12 protein-coding genes, 2 tRNA genes and 2 pseudogenes are annotated in these 17,299 nt (G+C 60.0%); 4 read left to right on the forward strand and 12 right to left on the reverse strand.

The features are described from left to right. The first annotated feature begins 927 nt into the window (after positions 1-927). Positions 928-1,671 carry a cold shock domain-containing protein gene (locus VGD45_RS07010; RefSeq protein WP_331154566.1) on the forward strand — a complete coding sequence of 248 codons (744 nt, stop codon included), beginning with the start codon at positions 928-930 and terminating at the stop codon, positions 1,669-1,671. Positions 1,672-1,807: 136 nt separating this feature from the next. Here VGD45_RS07010 and VGD45_RS07015 read toward each other — a convergent pair whose 3' ends face one another. The 7 genes and pseudogenes from VGD45_RS07015 to uvrB all read right to left on the reverse strand — a co-directional run bounded on the left by VGD45_RS07015 (position 1,808) and on the right by uvrB (position 11,555). Then, on the reverse strand, positions 1,808-3,514 hold the full coding sequence (locus VGD45_RS07015; RefSeq protein WP_331154567.1) for a TonB-dependent receptor domain-containing protein: 1,707 nt from the start codon (positions 3,512-3,514) through the stop codon (positions 1,808-1,810). Positions 3,515-4,014: 500 nt separating this feature from the next. After that, entirely contained in the window at positions 4,015-4,200 is a 186-nt protein-coding gene (locus tag VGD45_RS07020) for a hypothetical protein (RefSeq protein ID WP_331154568.1), read from the reverse strand. 18 nt (positions 4,201-4,218) lie between these two features. Further along, positions 4,219-4,344 (reverse strand): annotated as a pseudogene (locus VGD45_RS34310) (FecR/PupR family sigma factor regulator); the annotation flags it as partial. 321 nt (positions 4,345-4,665) lie between these two features. Continuing rightward, positions 4,666-5,130, reverse strand: coding sequence for a FecR domain-containing protein (locus VGD45_RS07025; protein WP_331154569.1), 465 nt, complete (start codon positions 5,128-5,130; stop codon positions 4,666-4,668). Positions 5,131-5,929: 799 nt separating this feature from the next. After that, a complete protein-coding gene (locus VGD45_RS07030; protein ID WP_331154570.1) occupies positions 5,930-8,797 on the reverse strand; it encodes a TonB-dependent receptor domain-containing protein in 2,868 nt (955 codons plus the stop codon). Positions 8,798-9,366: 569 nt separating this feature from the next. Continuing rightward, positions 9,367-9,441: transfer RNA gene (locus VGD45_RS07035), tRNA-Val, on the reverse strand. A 77-nt stretch (positions 9,442-9,518) separates the two neighbouring features. Continuing rightward, on the reverse strand, positions 9,519-11,555 hold the full coding sequence (gene uvrB / locus VGD45_RS07040; RefSeq protein ID WP_331154826.1) for an excinuclease ABC subunit UvrB: 2,037 nt from the start codon (positions 11,553-11,555) through the stop codon (positions 9,519-9,521). Between the two features lie 183 nt (positions 11,556-11,738). Here uvrB and VGD45_RS07045 point away from each other — a divergent pair, with 183 nt between their 5' ends. The 3 genes and pseudogenes from VGD45_RS07045 to VGD45_RS34060 form a co-directional block, all read left to right on the forward strand. Continuing rightward, positions 11,739-12,935: a pyridoxal phosphate-dependent aminotransferase gene (locus VGD45_RS07045; protein ID WP_349263231.1), complete on the forward strand. Its 1,197-nt coding sequence runs from the start codon at positions 11,739-11,741 to the stop codon at positions 12,933-12,935. A 66-nt stretch (positions 12,936-13,001) separates the two neighbouring features. Further along, positions 13,002-13,424 (forward strand): nuclear transport factor 2 family protein, encoded by a 423-nt coding sequence (locus tag VGD45_RS07050; protein ID WP_331154572.1) that lies wholly within the window; start codon positions 13,002-13,004, stop codon positions 13,422-13,424. Continuing rightward, positions 13,421-13,732 (forward strand): annotated as a pseudogene (locus VGD45_RS34060) (MerR family transcriptional regulator); the annotation flags it as partial. The gene VGD45_RS07050 and the pseudogene VGD45_RS34060, both read left to right, overlap by 4 nt. A gap of 136 nt (positions 13,733-13,868) precedes the next feature. Here VGD45_RS34060 and VGD45_RS07055 read toward each other — a convergent pair. The 5 genes from VGD45_RS07055 to VGD45_RS07075 form a co-directional block, all read right to left on the reverse strand. Beyond that, positions 13,869-13,943: transfer RNA gene (locus VGD45_RS07055), tRNA-Asn, on the reverse strand. A gap of 133 nt (positions 13,944-14,076) precedes the next feature. After that, a complete protein-coding gene (locus tag VGD45_RS07060; protein WP_331154573.1) occupies positions 14,077-14,469 on the reverse strand; it encodes a hypothetical protein in 393 nt (130 codons plus the stop codon). After that, a complete protein-coding gene (locus tag VGD45_RS07065) occupies positions 14,466-15,875 on the reverse strand; it encodes a hypothetical protein (protein WP_331154574.1) in 1,410 nt (469 codons plus the stop codon). Before VGD45_RS07065 ends, VGD45_RS07060 begins: the two co-directional genes overlap by 4 nt. Next, positions 15,872-16,654, reverse strand: a complete 783-nt coding sequence (locus VGD45_RS07070) for an ATP-binding cassette domain-containing protein (protein WP_331154575.1) — start codon at positions 16,652-16,654, stop codon at positions 15,872-15,874. The genes VGD45_RS07065 and VGD45_RS07070 overlap by 4 nt, the downstream gene beginning before the upstream one ends. Further along, complete coding sequence (locus VGD45_RS07075; RefSeq protein ID WP_331154576.1) at positions 16,651-17,295, reverse strand: ABC transporter permease subunit; 645 nt, start codon at positions 17,293-17,295, stop codon at positions 16,651-16,653. Before VGD45_RS07075 ends, VGD45_RS07070 begins: the two co-directional genes overlap by 4 nt. Positions 17,296-17,299: the final 4 nt, after the last annotated feature.

A 17,299-nucleotide genomic window follows, 5' to 3' on the forward strand; every position in this document is an offset into this window, starting at 1 on the left:
AAAATGTGCTGTGGACGAACGCCGATGGCGACGTTCGAAGACGGCAAGCGAATCTGTCGAGAGAAGTCGATCGCGTAACTTGATCTGACAGACAATCACCGGAGAGCCGGGTAACTGTCAGATCGAGTCGAGACTAGTACATTTAAGCACATCGTCTGATAGCGTACAGCTTTTGTCGAAACTGCAATACTTGAGGTTCGAGCACCTCACTTGACATTCAGATCTGAGTTTGCGGGTTATATGGGGTTGGCGTGATGGCTCCCGCCTTCATGAACCTTCTCAATCCGCTCGATAGCCGCGAAGTCAACGCACGCTCCACTTTTCCAGCGCGCAGGTTTGGCATGGCCGCGAAGCCTTGACTCATCCAGTCTTATGCTGTGAGCAGACCCGAAGAAAAGCGCGTCGCATTGACCGCCCTGCCGCAGGCGGTCCCCGTCGGGAAATCTGTTGAATCTCTGCCTCGTCATGCGCAAGTTTCGGATGGCATCGTTTGCTGTGGTCTCAACGGTGTGGTGTCGAATGAAGGCGTGAAGGACCTGTATGAACGCCACTCCTTGCTGATTCGGGCGAGATGTGCACCAATTCAGGAACGAGCAACGAAGCAACCTGGTTTGATCGAGAGATTGCGCATGCTTCTTGGCTCGCCTAACGATTCAGTCGCCGACTGGATCCTCTAACTCGCGTTTCAATCAGATCTTCCGGCGTCGCCATCATGGGCCGGCGCCATGTCCAGCCCTCAGGCGAAGGGCGAACTTTACCTTGTATACATCTCGATCTATTTCTGCGACGACACGCTGTCATGTTCTCGCGATCCTTCGCACTTGACATAGGCGAAACTAATGATACGTAATTTCGCCTGAGTTTCCGCCTCCCGATTCTGGGACGCTGCTGTTCAGTCACGTCTCATCGAGACGTGGTGAGAGAATCATGATGAAAGGAATCATCCGGAGTTATTTGCCGGAAAAGAAGTACGGGTTCATCGAGGGGAGTGATGGCAAGGCTTACTTCTTCCATGAGAACGAATTTCGAAACAGAAGCCAGATCGCACAGCTGTGCGAACAAGCGATCGTCGAGTTCGACCAACAAGCCACCCCGAGAGGATATAAAGCGAGAAATTGCATCCTGGTCGATGCCTCGCAGGTACCTACCTATACGACACCTGATGAATTCATTGCTTCGCGATCAAGCAGTGTCCGGGGCTGGGAAATCATCGAGCGTGGGAATTGGATCGTTCACGGAACATCTTGCGACTCACCCGATTCAGCTCGCCAGGCTGTCAGGGAAAACGCTATGCGCGTCGGTGCCAATGCCCTGGTGGAACTTCATTATTACAAGACCACAGGCTCTGAAGCCGGCACTGGCTGGGGTACGCATCATTTCACCATTCACAACTATCGAGGACGCATCGTCACCCTCGCCAAGAGAACGGCCAGCGGCAGGTACACTGCGAGTCAGCTGGCCGGACTCAACCAACGCGCCGAATTGCTCAAGACGCATCTCGTACGACGAACAACAATGAGCAAGCGCAACCGAAATCTCTTCTGGTTGGTGGTTATCGTTCTGTCGCTGCTGTCGCTTGGCTTGGCACCAGCAGTATCGCTGATCTTGCTACTTGTGGGATTGGTTTTCGGCCGCTTCACTGATTACGACTGTTGGCTGCAGCGGGCCTAAACCCTTATAGGTGACCGCATCCGTGTTCCTGAGGCTCAAGAGGGAGCAAGGCGGAGCGGCGAACGCTCTATCCCTCGGGCAAGGAACGGAACACCCTCCCTCGAACCAACACTTACATCTTCTGACCTAATCGAGGTCAGTCGAATGCCGCACTCAGGCGACCATAGATTTGTCGGCCCGCAAGATCGCCCTGGGAAGGATCGAACCCGAGCGAACCGCCGACGTGCGCAAATGGCGGCTCCTCGTTGGTCACATTGAACGCCCCGGCCGTGAAGCGGAAATGATTTCCGATGTCTCGCGCGACGTGGAGATCCCACACTGCCCCGCCGCTCACACGGCGTTGCATCGGCTCACCCGTGATCAAATCCCTATCCCGATAAGAGGAGATCACGCGCGCATGAACGGATGCGCGCCACTGGTTGCGCGTATAGGTGAGCGATGCGATCGCGCGCTTTTTGGGAATAGTCCCGAATTCCGAAGCGGTGCCGGCGCGGTCCTCCCACCAACTGTTTCTGATCGGCAGATCGCTGTATAAAAACTTATCCGTCAGTGACATCAGCAATCTGGGCTGAAACGTGCCGACCGATGTCGTGAAGACCGCTTCAGCGGACAGATCCACGCCTTGGGTCGTCGCGCCGCCCACATTCGCTCGAGAAACATCGAGCCACGACAGCTTTCCAGGGCGTCCCATGCGCGCGTCTTCAGCCGAGGGAGGTTCTCGCAGGATTCGTCCAGGTAACACGAAATCCTCGTACGCGAGCAGCGTTCCGGGCGCCAACGCGGCGATATGGCCACGCGTCTTGATCCGCCAGTACTCCGCAGAGAGCTGCCATGACTCTCTTGGCTGAAAGGAGACGCTGACGCTGCTGGACTGCCGTGAGGTGGCCCGCAGTTGTGGATTGCCACCGGTGGTTATAGTAATGGGCGCTGTTTCGTCCCGTTTCGGATCGTAGATCACCATCGGAGCGACCACGCGTCGCCAATAGAGCTCGGCCAATGAGGGTGGCCGGAAGGATTCGGCGCGCGACGCTTGCCACCGGAGCGAATCGGTCATCTGCCAGGACACACCGAATTGCTGCTTGGTCACCCGACCAATGTCACTGTAGTTATCTCCTCTGATTCCGAGCCCCAGGTCCAACGCCTCAATCACTGGAAAGCTCATATTTGAATCAATGAGCGGGACCCGACACGCCGCGAAGCTTGACATCACCGCTCGATCGGCATCCTTGAGCCGCAGATTGAAACCCATGAGTTCGCGACGATAGTCCACGCCGACGTTGCAGCTCAAAGCACCCGCCGGCAACTGCAACAGCGGCCCGCGTAGAGAAGCCTGCACCTGCGATGCATTGGCCATATAACGTTCGACGGGCCCGTCCTCCAAGAGGTGCTCAGGGACCGCGACGGCGCGCGACGTACTGTACAAACTGAGCGCATCGCTCGGCTCCTCCGCAATGAGCGCCTGCGCAATCGCGGCCGGATCCGGCAAGTTGCGTAGCTGCGCCTTCGCCTCTTCATTCGCGCCGACTATGAATGCGTCGTACGTCCAGCGGCCCCAAGATCCTCCTAGCGCCACAGCCGAGCGGGTGGAAACGGTCTCCACCCGATAACGCTGCGCGGGTAAGCCTGCAAGCAGCGCATCCACGTGCACGGGCACATCATAGGGATTCTCTGGATGAGTGGCGCCCATCCAGCCGGATACGATCGAAGGATAGAATTGAAGTTCGCTCTCACGTCGGACCGCGAGGGCTTCCAGCGAAAGATCGATGGCACCCAGACGCGCAGAACCCTTCGCGACCAAGCTGGCCCGCGCGCCTTGAGGCACGATGGCCTGATATGCGCGCAAGCTGGTTCGATTCTCTCGGCCCGCGAGGAACTCGAACGTCCGGTGTCCGCGCTGATCTCCGCGACCGGCGCCGCCGTGCCCGGCAAATTCCCACCGTCAACCGACTGTATGTTCGGTGGCGAGGCGAGTCGTGAACGATAGTCGTAGCCTCCGAAGCGCCGAAAATCCTGGTCCCTCCATCGGTCACGCTCGCGGCCGAGCAACTCGTCCTGTTGCTCCGCATCGATAAAGATGGAGAGGCGCATCCGTTCGCTGCACGCGCCCCCACTAATGGACGCATGTTTCTGCGCCCCACCCCCGCGGAAACTCCCATATCCCACCGCCAGCGTCGGCTTGACCTGATCGCTCAGGATCACGTTGACGATCCCGCCGATCGCGTCTGTGCCCTGGGAGGCTGCGCTAGTGAGTGGGTTCGTTTGGGACGTAGATGAGCACCTTCGCCGCTGCCTGCTCGACCAGATCCGCGACTCGCGGCAGCTTCATCGTCTAAGTCCTGCCGCCTAGGACATCAGCCAAACAGGCGGCACTGTTGGACTATTCTCACCCTGCGAGTCATTCGTGTCGTGCTCCAGGTCCACCGTGCATTCGGTGAGCACCTGAAACAACGCTGCAGCAGCTTCCAATCTCCGTGCACGGCCGAATTGCGGATCAAATGCACAGAACAGCGCACTATCGATGTCGCTCATCGCGAGCAGTTCCTCGCGATGACTTGCGGACGCGTGCAACCACGCCCGCAGTTCTCGACGTTCGCTGACGGAAAGTTCACCGTCGATGCACCGGAGGTACCACCTGGCGGCAAACTCGGCCAACGATCCAGTAGCTGATGACATTTGCGTGACGCATCCTTGGGTGAAAGCGAACCCCCTTCCATGAGAGACCGGCGAGGCTAGGGAGTACACCCTCGTCGAAAGAGACACTGGCGTGAATGTGCAACTTCCGACTTGCCTGCGAGAGGCATCGGGAGGGGCAGCCTGTGAAGGCAAGTCTTTGTATCGACAGGAAAGGCGGCGCGCGCGACAGGGATCGAACCTGTGACTCCTTACCGTGTCAAGGGTACAATCAGTGAGCTGATTCAGGGGGACTCACAAGATCAAGCACGTCAAGCGAGACTTCGCCGTTTTCCAATCCGTTTGCATACAAATGCATCCGCATCAGAGCGAGGGCGGCTTGTTGCGCTCCTGAACCACTCCGATCCGCGTCTTGGAGGAGTTGGGCCGCTGATACACCTGTCCTGCCGTCAATTTCAAAGTCATTGCGCCGGCTTTGGCTTGCCGCTCGGTGACCCCGACGACTCCTTCATACACCTCCACGCGAACCGTCGGCGCGAGCGAGACCCGGAACTTCGTGCCCAGCGCAGTTGCTCTAAGACCATCCGCCAGCACGATGAATGGCCGATTAGGGTCTTTCGCAACGTCGAACGTCGCTCCACCCGCACGCAGGCGCACGACGCGCTGGCCCGGCGTGTAATCGACATCCACCGTGGCGTGGGCCGACAGCTCGATCTCGGTGTCGTCCTCAAGTGCTTGTGTGCTCACCTCATTAGTGCTGATCGTGAACGCAGTCGCCGTCGCGCTCACACTAGCCTGAGTAGGCGCCTGGGCCATCCTCGTCTTCATGAAAGCACTCAAAGCATTCACTGCGCCTAATGCATAGGCCGCCCCCAAGACTGTTGCGAGGGCGATGGAGCCGTAAGCGACGTTTCGCCGCACCTTCTCCTTCGGAGTCAACGACCTTCCATGCCACGGGCGTGGCAGCCTGATGACCTTACGTATCTTACTCTTTGATTCTTCGTTCATCGGCAGTTCGATCACCTGAGATTGTTGATTGATGTTTTCCTGCTCATCGAACTCGCAGCCGCATCTTCGACCGCGACGGCATCCTGCTCGCCGGAAGACTTCGTCCTGAGAGAGCGCGCCAGTTCGAACACATTGCTACAGGCGATCTGAGGCTTGGCACCCTCGCGGTTCACGTGTTTAGCCATTCTTGCGCTGTAACCCTTTTCCGCTGCCGGGCGCGATCGTCATCACTGAATCGTTGTTCTGCGATCGCCCCGGATGGTTGTTATCTAGCCACCATTGAATACATAGACCGAGCCGGGGCATCGGGCAGCCTCTGAGCAGCGCATCGCGCGATTTACGCCTCCCAGAGAGGGCCGCGTCGCAGCCTGAGCCGGTCTCCGCTGCATTTACGCGGGATATCTGCTGGTGCTGCGCACTACTTATTGACGTAGTTGTCACACCTGAGGACCGTATGTCGCGCGGTCATTCTTACCGGAGGATCCGCGCAATGAACGCTCAGCAACATGACGCTTTTGAGTTGTTAGATCTAGGTAACGCTAGTGCAGAAACAAAACAGCACTGGATATCACAGGAATACCCTGACCACATCTTTGGAAGAGGACCGTACCCCGGCTGGCTAGAACTTTCTGTTGATCGTGACGAAGATCTCGCGGCCCTCGAGCGAGCCCTGTGAACTATCGTAGCCTAGGGGGCCGCCCACATACGCATACGGCGGCTCCCTGTTTGTTACGTTGAAGGCGCCCAGAGTCACGCGAAGCCGATCCGAGAGAGCCTTGGAGACATTGAGATCCCACACGGTGCTATGTGGCACCTCACGCTGCATCGGCAGCCCAGTGGCGGGATCCCTGTCGCGATAGGAAGAGATAACCCGCGCGTGTACAGAGGCGCTGAATGCCCTGCCATCGTAAGTCAGCGAGAACACGCCTCGTTGTGCCGGAATGGTTCCATACTCGGAAGCCACGCCCACCCTATTTTCCATCTCCATTGACGCGGTCGGCAGATCGCCATACTCGAATTTGTCCGTGAGCGTTACTGCAACTCGTGGTGTGAACCAACCAATACTCGTTTTGATGGGCATCTCGGCCGCCACATCCACACCCTCGCCGAATGCGCCGCCGACATTGGCTCGCGAATAATCCACGTGCGTCAATCTACCGGGTCGTCCCGCCGCCAAGTCCTCCTCAGTTGGCATCGCTCGCCGGATGCGCCCAGGCAATGCGGCGTCCTCATGCGCCAGCAAAGTCATCGGCGCCAACAGTTTGACGTGGTCCCGAACTTTGATGCGCCAATACTCAGCAGACAGGCTCAAGCCACTCTCTGCCTTGAACGAAACACCGAGGCTGGTCGATTGCCCGGTGGATGGTCGAAGCTGCGGGTTACCGCCCGTCATCAACTCCACTGGCGTTGTTTCGTTTCGCTTCGGATCGACGAGTTCCATCGTTATAGCCACCCGGGGGAAATAAAGGTCGACCAACGAGGGTGGACGGAATGACTGGGTGGTCGCGATCTGAAGGCTCATCGATTCAGTCATTCGCCATAGCAACCCCAGCTGCTTTTTGGTGACAGTGCCGACATCGCTGTAGTGATCCGATCGCACGCCGAGGAGGAGTCCCACGTCGTATGCCCCCCAAACATCCATTGGCGGATCGATCAGCGGCAGACTCACGTGTGCGAAGCCAGAGGCAATCTCGCGCTGTGCTCCACGAATGCTCGTATCGAAATTCATGCGCTCGTGTCGGTACTCCACGCCCAGATGGGTGACCAGCCGACCTGCCGAAAGATGCAGCAGGGAGCCCTGCAGAGATCCTTGGAGGTGAGTTGCACTCGTCCGGTACCGGGCCGCCGGCGCGTTCACAAACAGAGCGGCGGGGATGGCTGTGGGACGCACCGTGCTATACAGGCTCAAGACCCCGTTGGGATCGTCGCCCAGCAGCCCGCTAGCAAGGGCAGCGTCATTGGGCGCGTTGCGCATGCGCGCCTCCGCTGCTTCGTCGGAGTGAACCACGAAAACAGAGTAATCCCAATCACCCAGCGGCCCGGCAACCTCCCCGACGGCGCGCATCGAGTCGGTGGTGTACTGCTGTCGCCGCGCAGGCAATCCGGCAAATGATGCCTCGACCCTGACCGGCACGTCGAATGGGTTTTCCGGATGATTCGCGCCCCAGATATACCCTGGAGCGATGGCCGGTACGAGTTGCAGTTCGTTGTCACGTTTGCTCGCGAGAAACTCGAGTGTCGCGACCGAACGACCGATGCGCAGCGAGCCGTTCGCCCACAACGTTGCCCGGTACCCCTCGGGAACGATGGCCTGAAATGCTCTAAGACTCGTGCGATTCTCTTCTCCAGCCCGGAAAGCGAACAAGCCTGTGTCCGGATCCACTGCGGCAACAGCCGTCGAAGCAGGCAGGCCGGGCAGATTCTCACCATCCACCGAGGTCAAGTTCGCTGGATATGCCAATCTTGAGCGATAGTCTCGGCCATCGAAACGCGTGAAATTCTGGTTGTTCCAGCGATCTCGCTCGCGCCCCAGCAATTCACTCCAGTGCTGATAATCGAAGTAGACCGCCATCCGGCCCCGGTCTCCGCGCGTGCCGCCGCTGATCGATGCATGCGTTTGTGAACCTCCCCCTGCAATGTAATCATGTCGCACCGTTGCGTCGGGCTCGACACTGTCGTTCAACACCACGTTGACGATGCCGCCGATCGCGTCCATTCCATGTACCAGGGAATTGGCGTCCAGGCTGACCTCAACCCGTTTTACTGCACTAATGGGAATGGCCGAGAGATCGAATGCGCTGGTTGTAAGGTCAGACGCGGTCCCGAAGGCGCGACGCCCATTGACCAGGACGAGTGTATATTCGGCGCCGAGCCCACGAAGTTCGGCGTACTGGGCTCCCGAGCCACGAAACCCTGAACTACGGTGAAACGCCGTCTGCGAAACATAACGTAGTAGATCAGGAATGCTGGGAGCCCCTGTTTCCTCGATGTTTCTACGATGGATCACCACGACCCTGCTCGGAATAGATTCTCCGAGCATCGGTAACGGAGAACTCGTCACCTGTAAGCTCCGAGACTCAACGGGCGTGAATTCGGGAAATCCAAAACTGCACGTGCACTTCGTCGTATTCGCAAATAGCATCATCTTCCCGGACTTGGCGTCGCGGCGCTCTTCCAAGCGACATACGCCATCTACCAGCGTCCGCCATGCCTCCTCGCCCGTGTACTGCCCATCAGGCAGCGGACCGAGCATCACGTTGCCGCATTCGCCCGGGTCTACCTCGTAGCCAGTGAGAACACCAAGACTGTCGGCGTGTTCACGAGCCGACCTGACGCCAGCAGATAAAGAGAATCGAATTTCACTCTCGTCGCCGTTCGGAGATGCGTCGCTCGGGGAAGTAGCGATGCATGCAGCGCTGACCAGCGTCAGGAGCACGGCCAGATGTGAGTAAGCGCACGTGCTCTTCCATGACAATGAAACGGACATGCCTGATGCCCTGAACCCCTGCCACACGCACTTCTATTCTTGTGAGTCAGTCCATCGATGCGACTCCGAGACGAGCGCGTGACACTTTGGGATCTCAAGAGCCGTGCATCCGTGCTGGTCCATAGTGCATATGACCGCTTCATTTGCGCCGCTGACTCTCACGTACTTAACACTTGGCGCAGTGCTCTCCCGATTCTGATTCTGTTGTGGCGACCTCGTACTCGAACGAGTGGGCGGCGCGGTCCACCATCCGACGTCGAGCTCACAGCAGGGAGCGAGTCAGGATCGCGAGTGATCAAGCCAGGCGAGTTCGATCAGGAATGGAGCTTCGGAGCGGTCCGTCCGTGCAGGGGGCTCAGGAAGGCTGTAGACCGCAGATCTGTAGCGATGATTTAAATGGAGGTCGACGCGAGACCGCGTGGACGATGATGCACACGCCACCAGGAGGTGCGCCCTGTTTCCAGGGATTGGACAGCGAGAGCGCGCGCAAGGACTTGCGCACCAGTTCGCCACCAGGAAGGCACCCGCCGGCCATCGCCGATGCAAGCTGTTGAATCTACTGCGATTGATGGTGCGCGCGACAGGGATCGAACCTGTGACCCCTACCATGTCAAGGTAGTGCTCTACCGCTGAGCTACGCGCGCATTTGGGTGCGGATCCGAAGGGGCCGGAAGGATAGCGGCGACTTGGGACGCTGGCAAGCGATCCCGCTTCGATTCCCCTACCCCGCCTTCGAGGTCGCGATCCCGAGGCTCGACTTCCGCAACTGGGCGATCTGGTCGCGCAGCTTGGCCGCCTCCTCGAACTCCAGGTTCCGCGCGTGCTTGAGCATCTCCTGCTCAAGCTTCTTGATACGCCGAATGACCTGATCCGGGGTCAGATGCGAATAATCCGGCGTCGCCTCCGCCACCTTCCTGAGTGGCCCGCGCTCCGCATCCGAGTACGCGCCTTCGAGGATGTCCGCCACCGCCTTCTTGATGCCCCGGGGCGTAATGCCGTTCGCCTCGTTGAACGCCAACTGCTTGGCGCGACGGCGGCTGGTCTCATCCAGCGCTTTTTTCATCGAGCCCGTCACGTTGTCCGCGTACAGGATCGCCTTGCCGTTGAGATGGCGGGCAGCGCGACCGATGGTCTGGATCAGTGAATTCTCCGAGCGCAGGAAGCCCTCCTTGTCCGCATCGAGAATCGCAACAAGCGACACCTCGGGCATGTCCAGGCCCTCGCGAAGCAGGTTGATACCGACCAGCACATCAAACTTGCCCAGGCGCAGATCGCGAATGATCTCCATCCGCTCGACGGTATCGATGTCCGAGTGCAGGTAGCGCACCTTCACGCCGTGCTCATCGAGATACTCGGTGAGGTCCTCGGCCATGCGCTTGGTAAGCGTGGTGATCAACGTGCGCTCGTCTTTCGCGACGCGCAGCTTGATCTCCGAGAGCACATCATCGACCTGCGTGCGCACGGGGCGAACCTCGACTTCCGGGTCGACGAGTCCCGTGGGGCGCACCAGCTGCTCGACGACGTCGCCCGCTGAATGCTCGAGCTCATAACGACCCGGCGTCGCTGAGACGAAGATCGCCTGCGGCGCGAGCCGCTCCCACTCCTCAAATCGCAGCGGACGATTATCGAGCGCCGAAGGCAGACGGAAGCCATACTCGACCAGGGTTTCCTTGCGCGACCGGTCGCCCTTGTACATCGCACCCAACTGCGGAATGGTCTGGTGGCTCTCATCAATGACCAGCAGCGCATCCTGCGGCAGATAGTCGAACAAGCACGGTGGAGGCTCGCCAGGCTCCCGGCCCGACAAAAACCGCGAGTAGTTTTCGATGCCGTTGCAATACCCGAGCTCGCGAATCATCTCGATATCGAAGCGCGTCCGCTGTTCCAACCGTTGCGCTTCGAGCAGCTTCCCGGCGTTCTTCAGCTCAATGAGCCGGTCATGCAACTCATCGCGAATCTGATCCACCGCCGTCACGAGCCGATCACGCGGCGTCACATAGTGCGTACCCGGGAACACTGTGTAGCGCGGAATCTTGCGCTTGATCTCCCCCGTCAGCGGATCGAACAGCAGCAGCGAGTCGATCTCATCATCGAAGAGCTCCACCCGGAGCGCCTCCCGCTCCGATTCCGCGGGGAAAATATCGATCACATCGCCACGCACGCGGTAGGTGCCTTGCGTGAGATCAAGCTCATTACGCTTGTACTGCATGTCCGTCAGCCGCCGCAGAATCGCGCGCTGATCGATATGCTCACCGCGGGACAGGTGCAGCACCATCGACAAATACGTCTCCGGCGCACCCAGGCCGTAGATCGCCGAGACCGTCGCGACGATGATGGAATCCCGCCGCTCCAGAATCGCCTTGGTCGCGGACAACCGCATCTGCTCGATGTGCTCGTTAATCGACGAGTCCTTCTCGATGTACGTGTCCGAGGACGGCACATACGCCTCGGGCTGGTAGTAGTCGTAATACGAGACGAAATATTCCACCGAGTTATCCGGGAAGAAATCCTTGAACTCCCCGTACAGCTGCGCCGCCAGCGTCTTGTTATGCGCGAGCACCAGCGTCGGGCGCTGGATCTTCTGAATCACGTTCGCGATGGTGAAAGTCTTGCCCGAGCCCGTCACGCCGAGCAGCGTCTGGTGCGCCAAGCCGTTCTCGATGCCTTCGATCAGCTTCGCGATCGCCGCCGGCTGATCGCCCGAGGGCTTGAAATCGCCCTTGAGCTGGAACGGGGTCTGGGCGGGCTTATCGGTCATGGATGGCAGCGAGCGCGGGGATACTGGCATAGAGGATCCGAAGACATAGGGCTCGAACGGCGGATTTCCAGGCAGTCAAGGCCGGTTCGTATAGAGCCGAAGACTGAATCGCTCTACAATCGCACGAAAACATCCCGTCGTTTGTCAGGGATTTTCCGTTCCTTCAGGTCATTCGGTGCCGCTGTGAGTCTACCAGTTTCAAAGCGCGTCCAACGCGTGAAGCCCTCCCCCACCGTGGCCCTGACCGGACGCGTCGCGCAGCTGAAAGCCGAGGGCAAGGACATCATCGGCTTGGGGGTCGGCGAGCCGGATTTCGATACGCCGACTCACATCGCGGACACGGGCGTCGAGGCCATTCGCAAGGGTTTTACGCGCTACACGCCGGTCGAAGGCGTGGCGGAGCTAAAAGACGCGATCATCGCGAAGTTCAAGCGCGAGAACGGCCTGGACTACAAGCGCAACCAGATCCTGGTGTCCACGGGCGCAAAGCAGACCATCTTCAATTTGATCCTGGCCGTGGTCGATCCGGGCGATGAAGTCGTGATTCCGGCGCCGTACTGGGTGTCGTACCCGGACATGGTGCTACTCGCCGATGGCGTGCCCGTCACGCCGTATGCCGGGCCTGAGCAGGGTTACAAGCTCACCGCCGCGCAGCTAGAAGCCGCGATCACACCGAAGACGCGCTTGTTCATCTTGAACAGCCCGAGCAACCCGACGGGCGCGGCCTACACGGCCGCTGAACTGCGCGCGTTGGGCGACGTGCTCGTGAAGCACCCGCAGGTCATCATCTGCACCGATGACATGTACGAGCATATCTATTGGGCGAAGGAGCCGTTCGTCAGCCTCGCGCAGGTGTGCCCGGCGTTATACGACCGCATCGTGACGACCAATGGCGTCTCGAAGGCGTACGCCATGACGGGCTGGCGCATCGGCTACTGCGGCGGTCCCATTGAGCTCGTCACCGCGATGTCCACCATCCAGAGCCAGAGCACCTCGAACCCCTCCTCGATCGCTCAGAAGGCGGCGATCACCGCGCTCAATGGCGATCAGAACTGCGTGCGCGAGATGAACAAGCACTTCAAGCAGCGCCATGACTTCGTAGTCGAAGGACTGAATAAGCTGCCAGGCGTCAGCTGTCTCGAAGGCGCCGGCACGTTCTACGCGTTCGCGCACGTGGAAAAGGCGATGAAGATCGTCGGCGTGAAGGACGACAACGCCTTCGCCGAGCACTTACTGATTCACGGCGGCGTCGCTGTCGTTCCGGGCAGCGGTTTCGGCGCGCCGAATCACATGCGCCTGTCGTTCGCCACCAGCATGCAGACGCTGGAGGAGGCGCTCAAGCGCATGGAGAAAACGCTGCGGGCCGCCCAGGCGGCGTAATTGGCCGCTTGACCTAGAGCACGCTCTAGGCCGTAAGAAATAGGTCGCAACCCAAGGAGGCGACCTATGACGAGCGTTACAGAAAGCAATCGAGCCATCGTCACGGGCATCATGGAGGCGCTGTCACGCGGTGACCTGCAGCCCTTCGGCGAGGCGATGGCGGATGACTTCACGTGGCACATGATCGGCACGACGCCCTGGTCGGGCACGTTCACGGGCAAAGCCCATATCCGTGAGCGCCTGACCCGCCCGTTGTTCACTCAGTTCGGAACCCACTACACGAACACGCCCAAGCGCATCCTCGCCGATGCCGACTTTGTCGTGGTGGAGTGTCGGGGCAACGTGACGACGAAGACCGGCAAGCCCTACTGCAACACCTACTGCCTGGTCATACGCATGCACGAGGGCAAAATGGTGGAGCTCACGGAATACCTCGACACTGACCTTGTGAACTCGGCGCTGGAGCCGCCCTCCTGGGCCGTCGCATGAGCCAGACCAGCACGCGCTTTCACATCGGCCGGCTCGCTCGCGAGACCGGCCGCAGCGTGCACACGATTCGCTGGTACGAAAAGCAGGGATTGATGCCCGGTGTGACACGCGATCCCGGCGGACGGCGCGTGTACACCTCGCACCATGTGGGGTGGCTGATATTCCTGGATCATCTGCGTTACGCCGGGATGACAGTACGGGAGATGCGCCGCTACGCCACCCTCGCCGCGCAGGGCAAGAAGACGATCCGACAACGGCTGGAACTCCTTGAGGCGCATCACGCCCGAACCTCCGCGCATATCGCGCAGCTTCAGTCCGCCCTGCGCTTCGTCGAGCGAAAGCAGGCCTACTACTTGAAATGGCTTGAGGATGACCGGCGACCGGGCGAGTTCGATCTCGCTCTGGAGGGCGCCGCAGGCCGACGATTGCCTACAGCCGTGAAGGTGGCTCCCCGGGCCGGACTCGAACCAGCGACCAACGGATTAACAGTCCGTCGCTCTACCACTGAGCTACCGGGGAACAGGCGGGTCAAATCGAAGGCGCGCGATTTTGCGTAATGCACCGCGGCTCTGTCAAGGAAAGCCGATCAGTTGGCTCGGATTTGTGAGCGGCGTCCGGCTAAGCCCGCTTGGTCGGCTCCATCGCATTGCGACTATCGCCAGCCGCCGACCACGGCGCCGATGTGATACGTGAGGACGATGATCACCGCCAGGAGCCAGCAGAGCCAGCCAATGAACCCGCAGTGGATGATGCTGGCGCCGTACGAGCTACCGAGCGTCAGTTCCAGCTGGATCCTGAACTCCTGCGCGGAGAGAGGCTCTCTGGCGCTGGATTTCAGCTGCTGTAGATCCTGTGCGCCCATGAGCAGAAAGCCGGAGCCGATGACCAGGCTGACGACGAGCGCCAGGTTCACTTCCCAGGGCCAAACCGTCTCGTTCATCGAGAAGAGCAGATTCGTCGCCATCGACAGCACGATCACCGCAGCGGTCTCGAGGCCCCGAGTCGGGAGCGTCAACCACAGCCATCTCACGAGCTTATCGATCATGATGCGGTGTCTCCTCCATCCGCTTCATCGTGTCCTGCATCGTCGGGCTCCAGAAGATCGCGGATTTCGGCGCTCAGCCGTTCGCACCGCTCCGCAAAGTCACCCGTCCCGTCCTCACACGCCTTCTGATATTCCTGCTGCTTCTTGCGCAGCAGAGCGGACTTGGCCACCGTGAGCTTTTTGCGCTTGAGCCACGTTTTACAGACGATAAAGATGTGCTCTTTTCCGGGCTGGTGGAAGGGCGATGCGTGCTTGGTGAGCCATTGGTCGTGATGGTCGAACTCAGCATCAGCGGCGAGGCTGTCGCCGCCCGGATTCTCCAGCGCTATGCCGTAGCGTGCCTCGATCTCATCACGGCGTTCCTCGATATTGAGAAACCATTCTTTGATCGCGTGGCCAATGCGTTCTGCCGTGGCTTCATGGTGATTCAACCACATCAGTGCCGGGATGGAGAGACCGATACCCAGCGGGATGTCGAGGCCGTGCTCGATATCCCAGATCTCCAGAGGCGGGCTCAACCCGGTAGCCAGCTCCTGCAATTGCAGGAATTCAGCCACGCCAAGATCGGAGACGACGCAGACAAACTCTCCGCGCTGGCGCTCAATCAACTCATCGAGAACTCCCCTCGCCTGCGCTCTTTGCAAACCATCGCGGAACGCCTGGGTGTGAATGACATGATTGTCATCAGGCTTCCTGTTTCCCAACATCTGCATGACAGCCCGGGCACGAGCGACTTTGACCTTTGGCAGAGAACGGCAATAGTCCAGCGTCTGAAGGAAGGTCGTGCATGCCTTCGGGTCCTCGATGGTGCGCGCCAGTATCTTCGGGGCGGCATGCCCGAGGCCGAAGTGGATGAATTGCGTTTTTCTCCAAGTGGCGCTACGCGCGATCTCCGCGATCAGCTTTCCGAATTCCTTGCCGGTGACATATGGATTGTTGGCCGGTCGCGGCTGCGGCCTCCAGTTCAGGTCTGCCAGTGCCTGCGCCATGCCGGCGGACATCACGATAGCGACGCGGCGCTGCTTGCCAAGAGGGATAACGCGCCAGGCGGCCCGACGATCGCCAAACAGATATAGCGGAAAAATCCCCAGCGTCGGCTGCAGTTCGTCCGCCCATTGAAACAGGTCGTAGCGCTCCGTCGGCTCTACGAAGTCGACCCTCGCGCACCGAACGTGTTTCTTGAAGGATTCATGCAGCCTCGTGAACTCCTGCCCGCCCCAAATGACCGGCACCGCCTTGAGCTGGCTGCCTTCGACCGTCGTCAGCCACCTGCGGATGTTGCCGGATGGCTCGATCCATTCCTTGCTGAAGGCCAGATGATTGCTCAGCTCCGTGGCCTCGCTCTCGCCGATCAGGCTGGCCACCTTGCTGAAATCCGGGCCGTTGCTCTGCCCTGCTCCGCTCATGACTCGGGTCCGCTCTCCCCATCACCCTGCAACCTGAAGCTGCTGATCTCCGGGTCATCGGTGCGGAAAAACGCCGCTTTACTCAGCTGCAGGCATTCTCCCGCGCTTCGCATGAAGATCACTCCATCGGCCACCAGTCGGGCGAGCTCCACGTAATGTGTAACGAACACCGCACACATCCCGCTGCGTACGACACGGTCGCGCAGACGCCGCATGATATCGAGCGCCAGCGGCGGATCGATGGAAGCGCTGATCTCATCGAGCAGCAGGACCCGAGGCTCGTAGATCAGCGACCGGGTGAGTAAAGCGCGTGCGTATTGTCCGCCGGAGAGTTGAGATGGATAGCGCGTCAACAACGAGTCGATGTCGAAGTCGCGCGCCGTTTGCATCAGGCGCTCTTGCAACACACCGTTCTTCGGCAACCCATAATCCGCGGCGAGCACCAGTGCGTTCTCATCGATGCGCAGGTATGGGAGCAACGCCTGCCCCTGGCCGACCACATGCACGCGGCGGCGCCAATTGTGTGCTGCCTCATCAACCTCGTGCAGCGGCAATGCGCCGAGCTCGTCGTGTTTCACGATGCCGCGCACACGCGGCAGAACGCCGGCGATCGCGCGCATCAGCGTGCTCTTGCCAACACCGCTCGGGCCCAGAAGCGCGATCAAGTGGCCAGCGGCGACATGCAGCCGATCGACGGTGAGCCAGAATCGGTCGCCCCGATGCACGAGCAGATCTGCGACCTCCAACGTCACCGGCGCTGAAGCGGTCTGCGCGCTCACTGTCGGAATGCCGCCAGACGCTCGACGCGCCGACCGAGGATCAGAATCGGTACGAACAGGAGGACGTAGACGATCGAAACCGCGATCCACGCCTCGAACAGCCGGAACGTGTTGGCTGCAGCTACGCGAGCAACGTAAGCGAGATCGGGTGCGCCAATAACGGACGCCAGGCTGGAGAGCTTGAGATTGCCTATCCACAGAGCGATGTGCGGCGCCCACGCCAGACGAAAGATGTTTGGCAGGTAGACATGCCGGGCAATGGCCTCGCGCGAAGCTCCCACGGCCTTGAAGCCCTCGATCTGCGCGGCCGGCACTTGCGGCACGACCGTCCTGATCACATCGAATGTATAGGCGCACTGCGCGATGGCGAGCCCGGCGATCGCCGAGGTGATCGGGCCGGGCGGCACGAGGCCGAACGAGTTGTAGGGAAAGTAGTAGACGAGAAAGATGATCACGAGGTTCGGCACGATCCGCACCACGTCGGCGGCGAGTACGAATGCGGGCTGCAGCGGCCCGCGCGAGACGCCCCACAGCGCGATGCCGGCGGCCGTGCCGATCACCGATGAGACTACTGTGATGAGCAGCGTCACCAGCGCCGCACGCCACAGCGCTTCGGGTGTGACGAAGAAGAACTCGAACATGGAT

The organism is Steroidobacter sp. (assembly GCF_036402275.1).
Taxonomy (GTDB): Bacteria; Pseudomonadota; Gammaproteobacteria; order Steroidobacterales; family Steroidobacteraceae; genus Steroidobacter.

What these genes read in the sequence shown, in the direction of transcription:
- VGD45_RS07010 (WP_331154566.1), top strand. Translation starts at nt 928, where the DNA reads ATGATGAAAGGAATCATCCGGAGTTATTTGCCGGAAAAGAAGTACGGG.
- VGD45_RS07020 (WP_331154568.1), bottom strand. Translation starts at nt 4,200, where the DNA reads ATGAGCGACATCGATAGTGCGCTGTTCTGTGCATTTGATCCGCAATTC.
- VGD45_RS07025 (WP_331154569.1), bottom strand. Translation starts at nt 5,130, where the DNA reads ATGAAGACGAGGATGGCCCAGGCGCCTACTCAGGCTAGTGTGAGCGCG.
- VGD45_RS07030 (WP_331154570.1), bottom strand. Translation starts at nt 8,797, where the DNA reads ATGTCCGTTTCATTGTCATGGAAGAGCACGTGCGCTTACTCACATCTG.
- uvrB (WP_331154826.1), bottom strand. Translation starts at nt 11,555, where the DNA reads ATGACCGATAAGCCCGCCCAGACCCCGTTCCAGCTCAAGGGCGATTTC.
- VGD45_RS07050 (WP_331154572.1), top strand. Translation starts at nt 13,002, where the DNA reads ATGACGAGCGTTACAGAAAGCAATCGAGCCATCGTCACGGGCATCATG.
- VGD45_RS07060 (WP_331154573.1), bottom strand. Translation starts at nt 14,469, where the DNA reads ATGATCGATAAGCTCGTGAGATGGCTGTGGTTGACGCTCCCGACTCGG.
- VGD45_RS07065 (WP_331154574.1), bottom strand. Translation starts at nt 15,875, where the DNA reads ATGAGCGGAGCAGGGCAGAGCAACGGCCCGGATTTCAGCAAGGTGGCC.
- VGD45_RS07075 (WP_331154576.1), bottom strand. Translation starts at nt 17,295, where the DNA reads ATGTTCGAGTTCTTCTTCGTCACACCCGAAGCGCTGTGGCGTGCGGCG.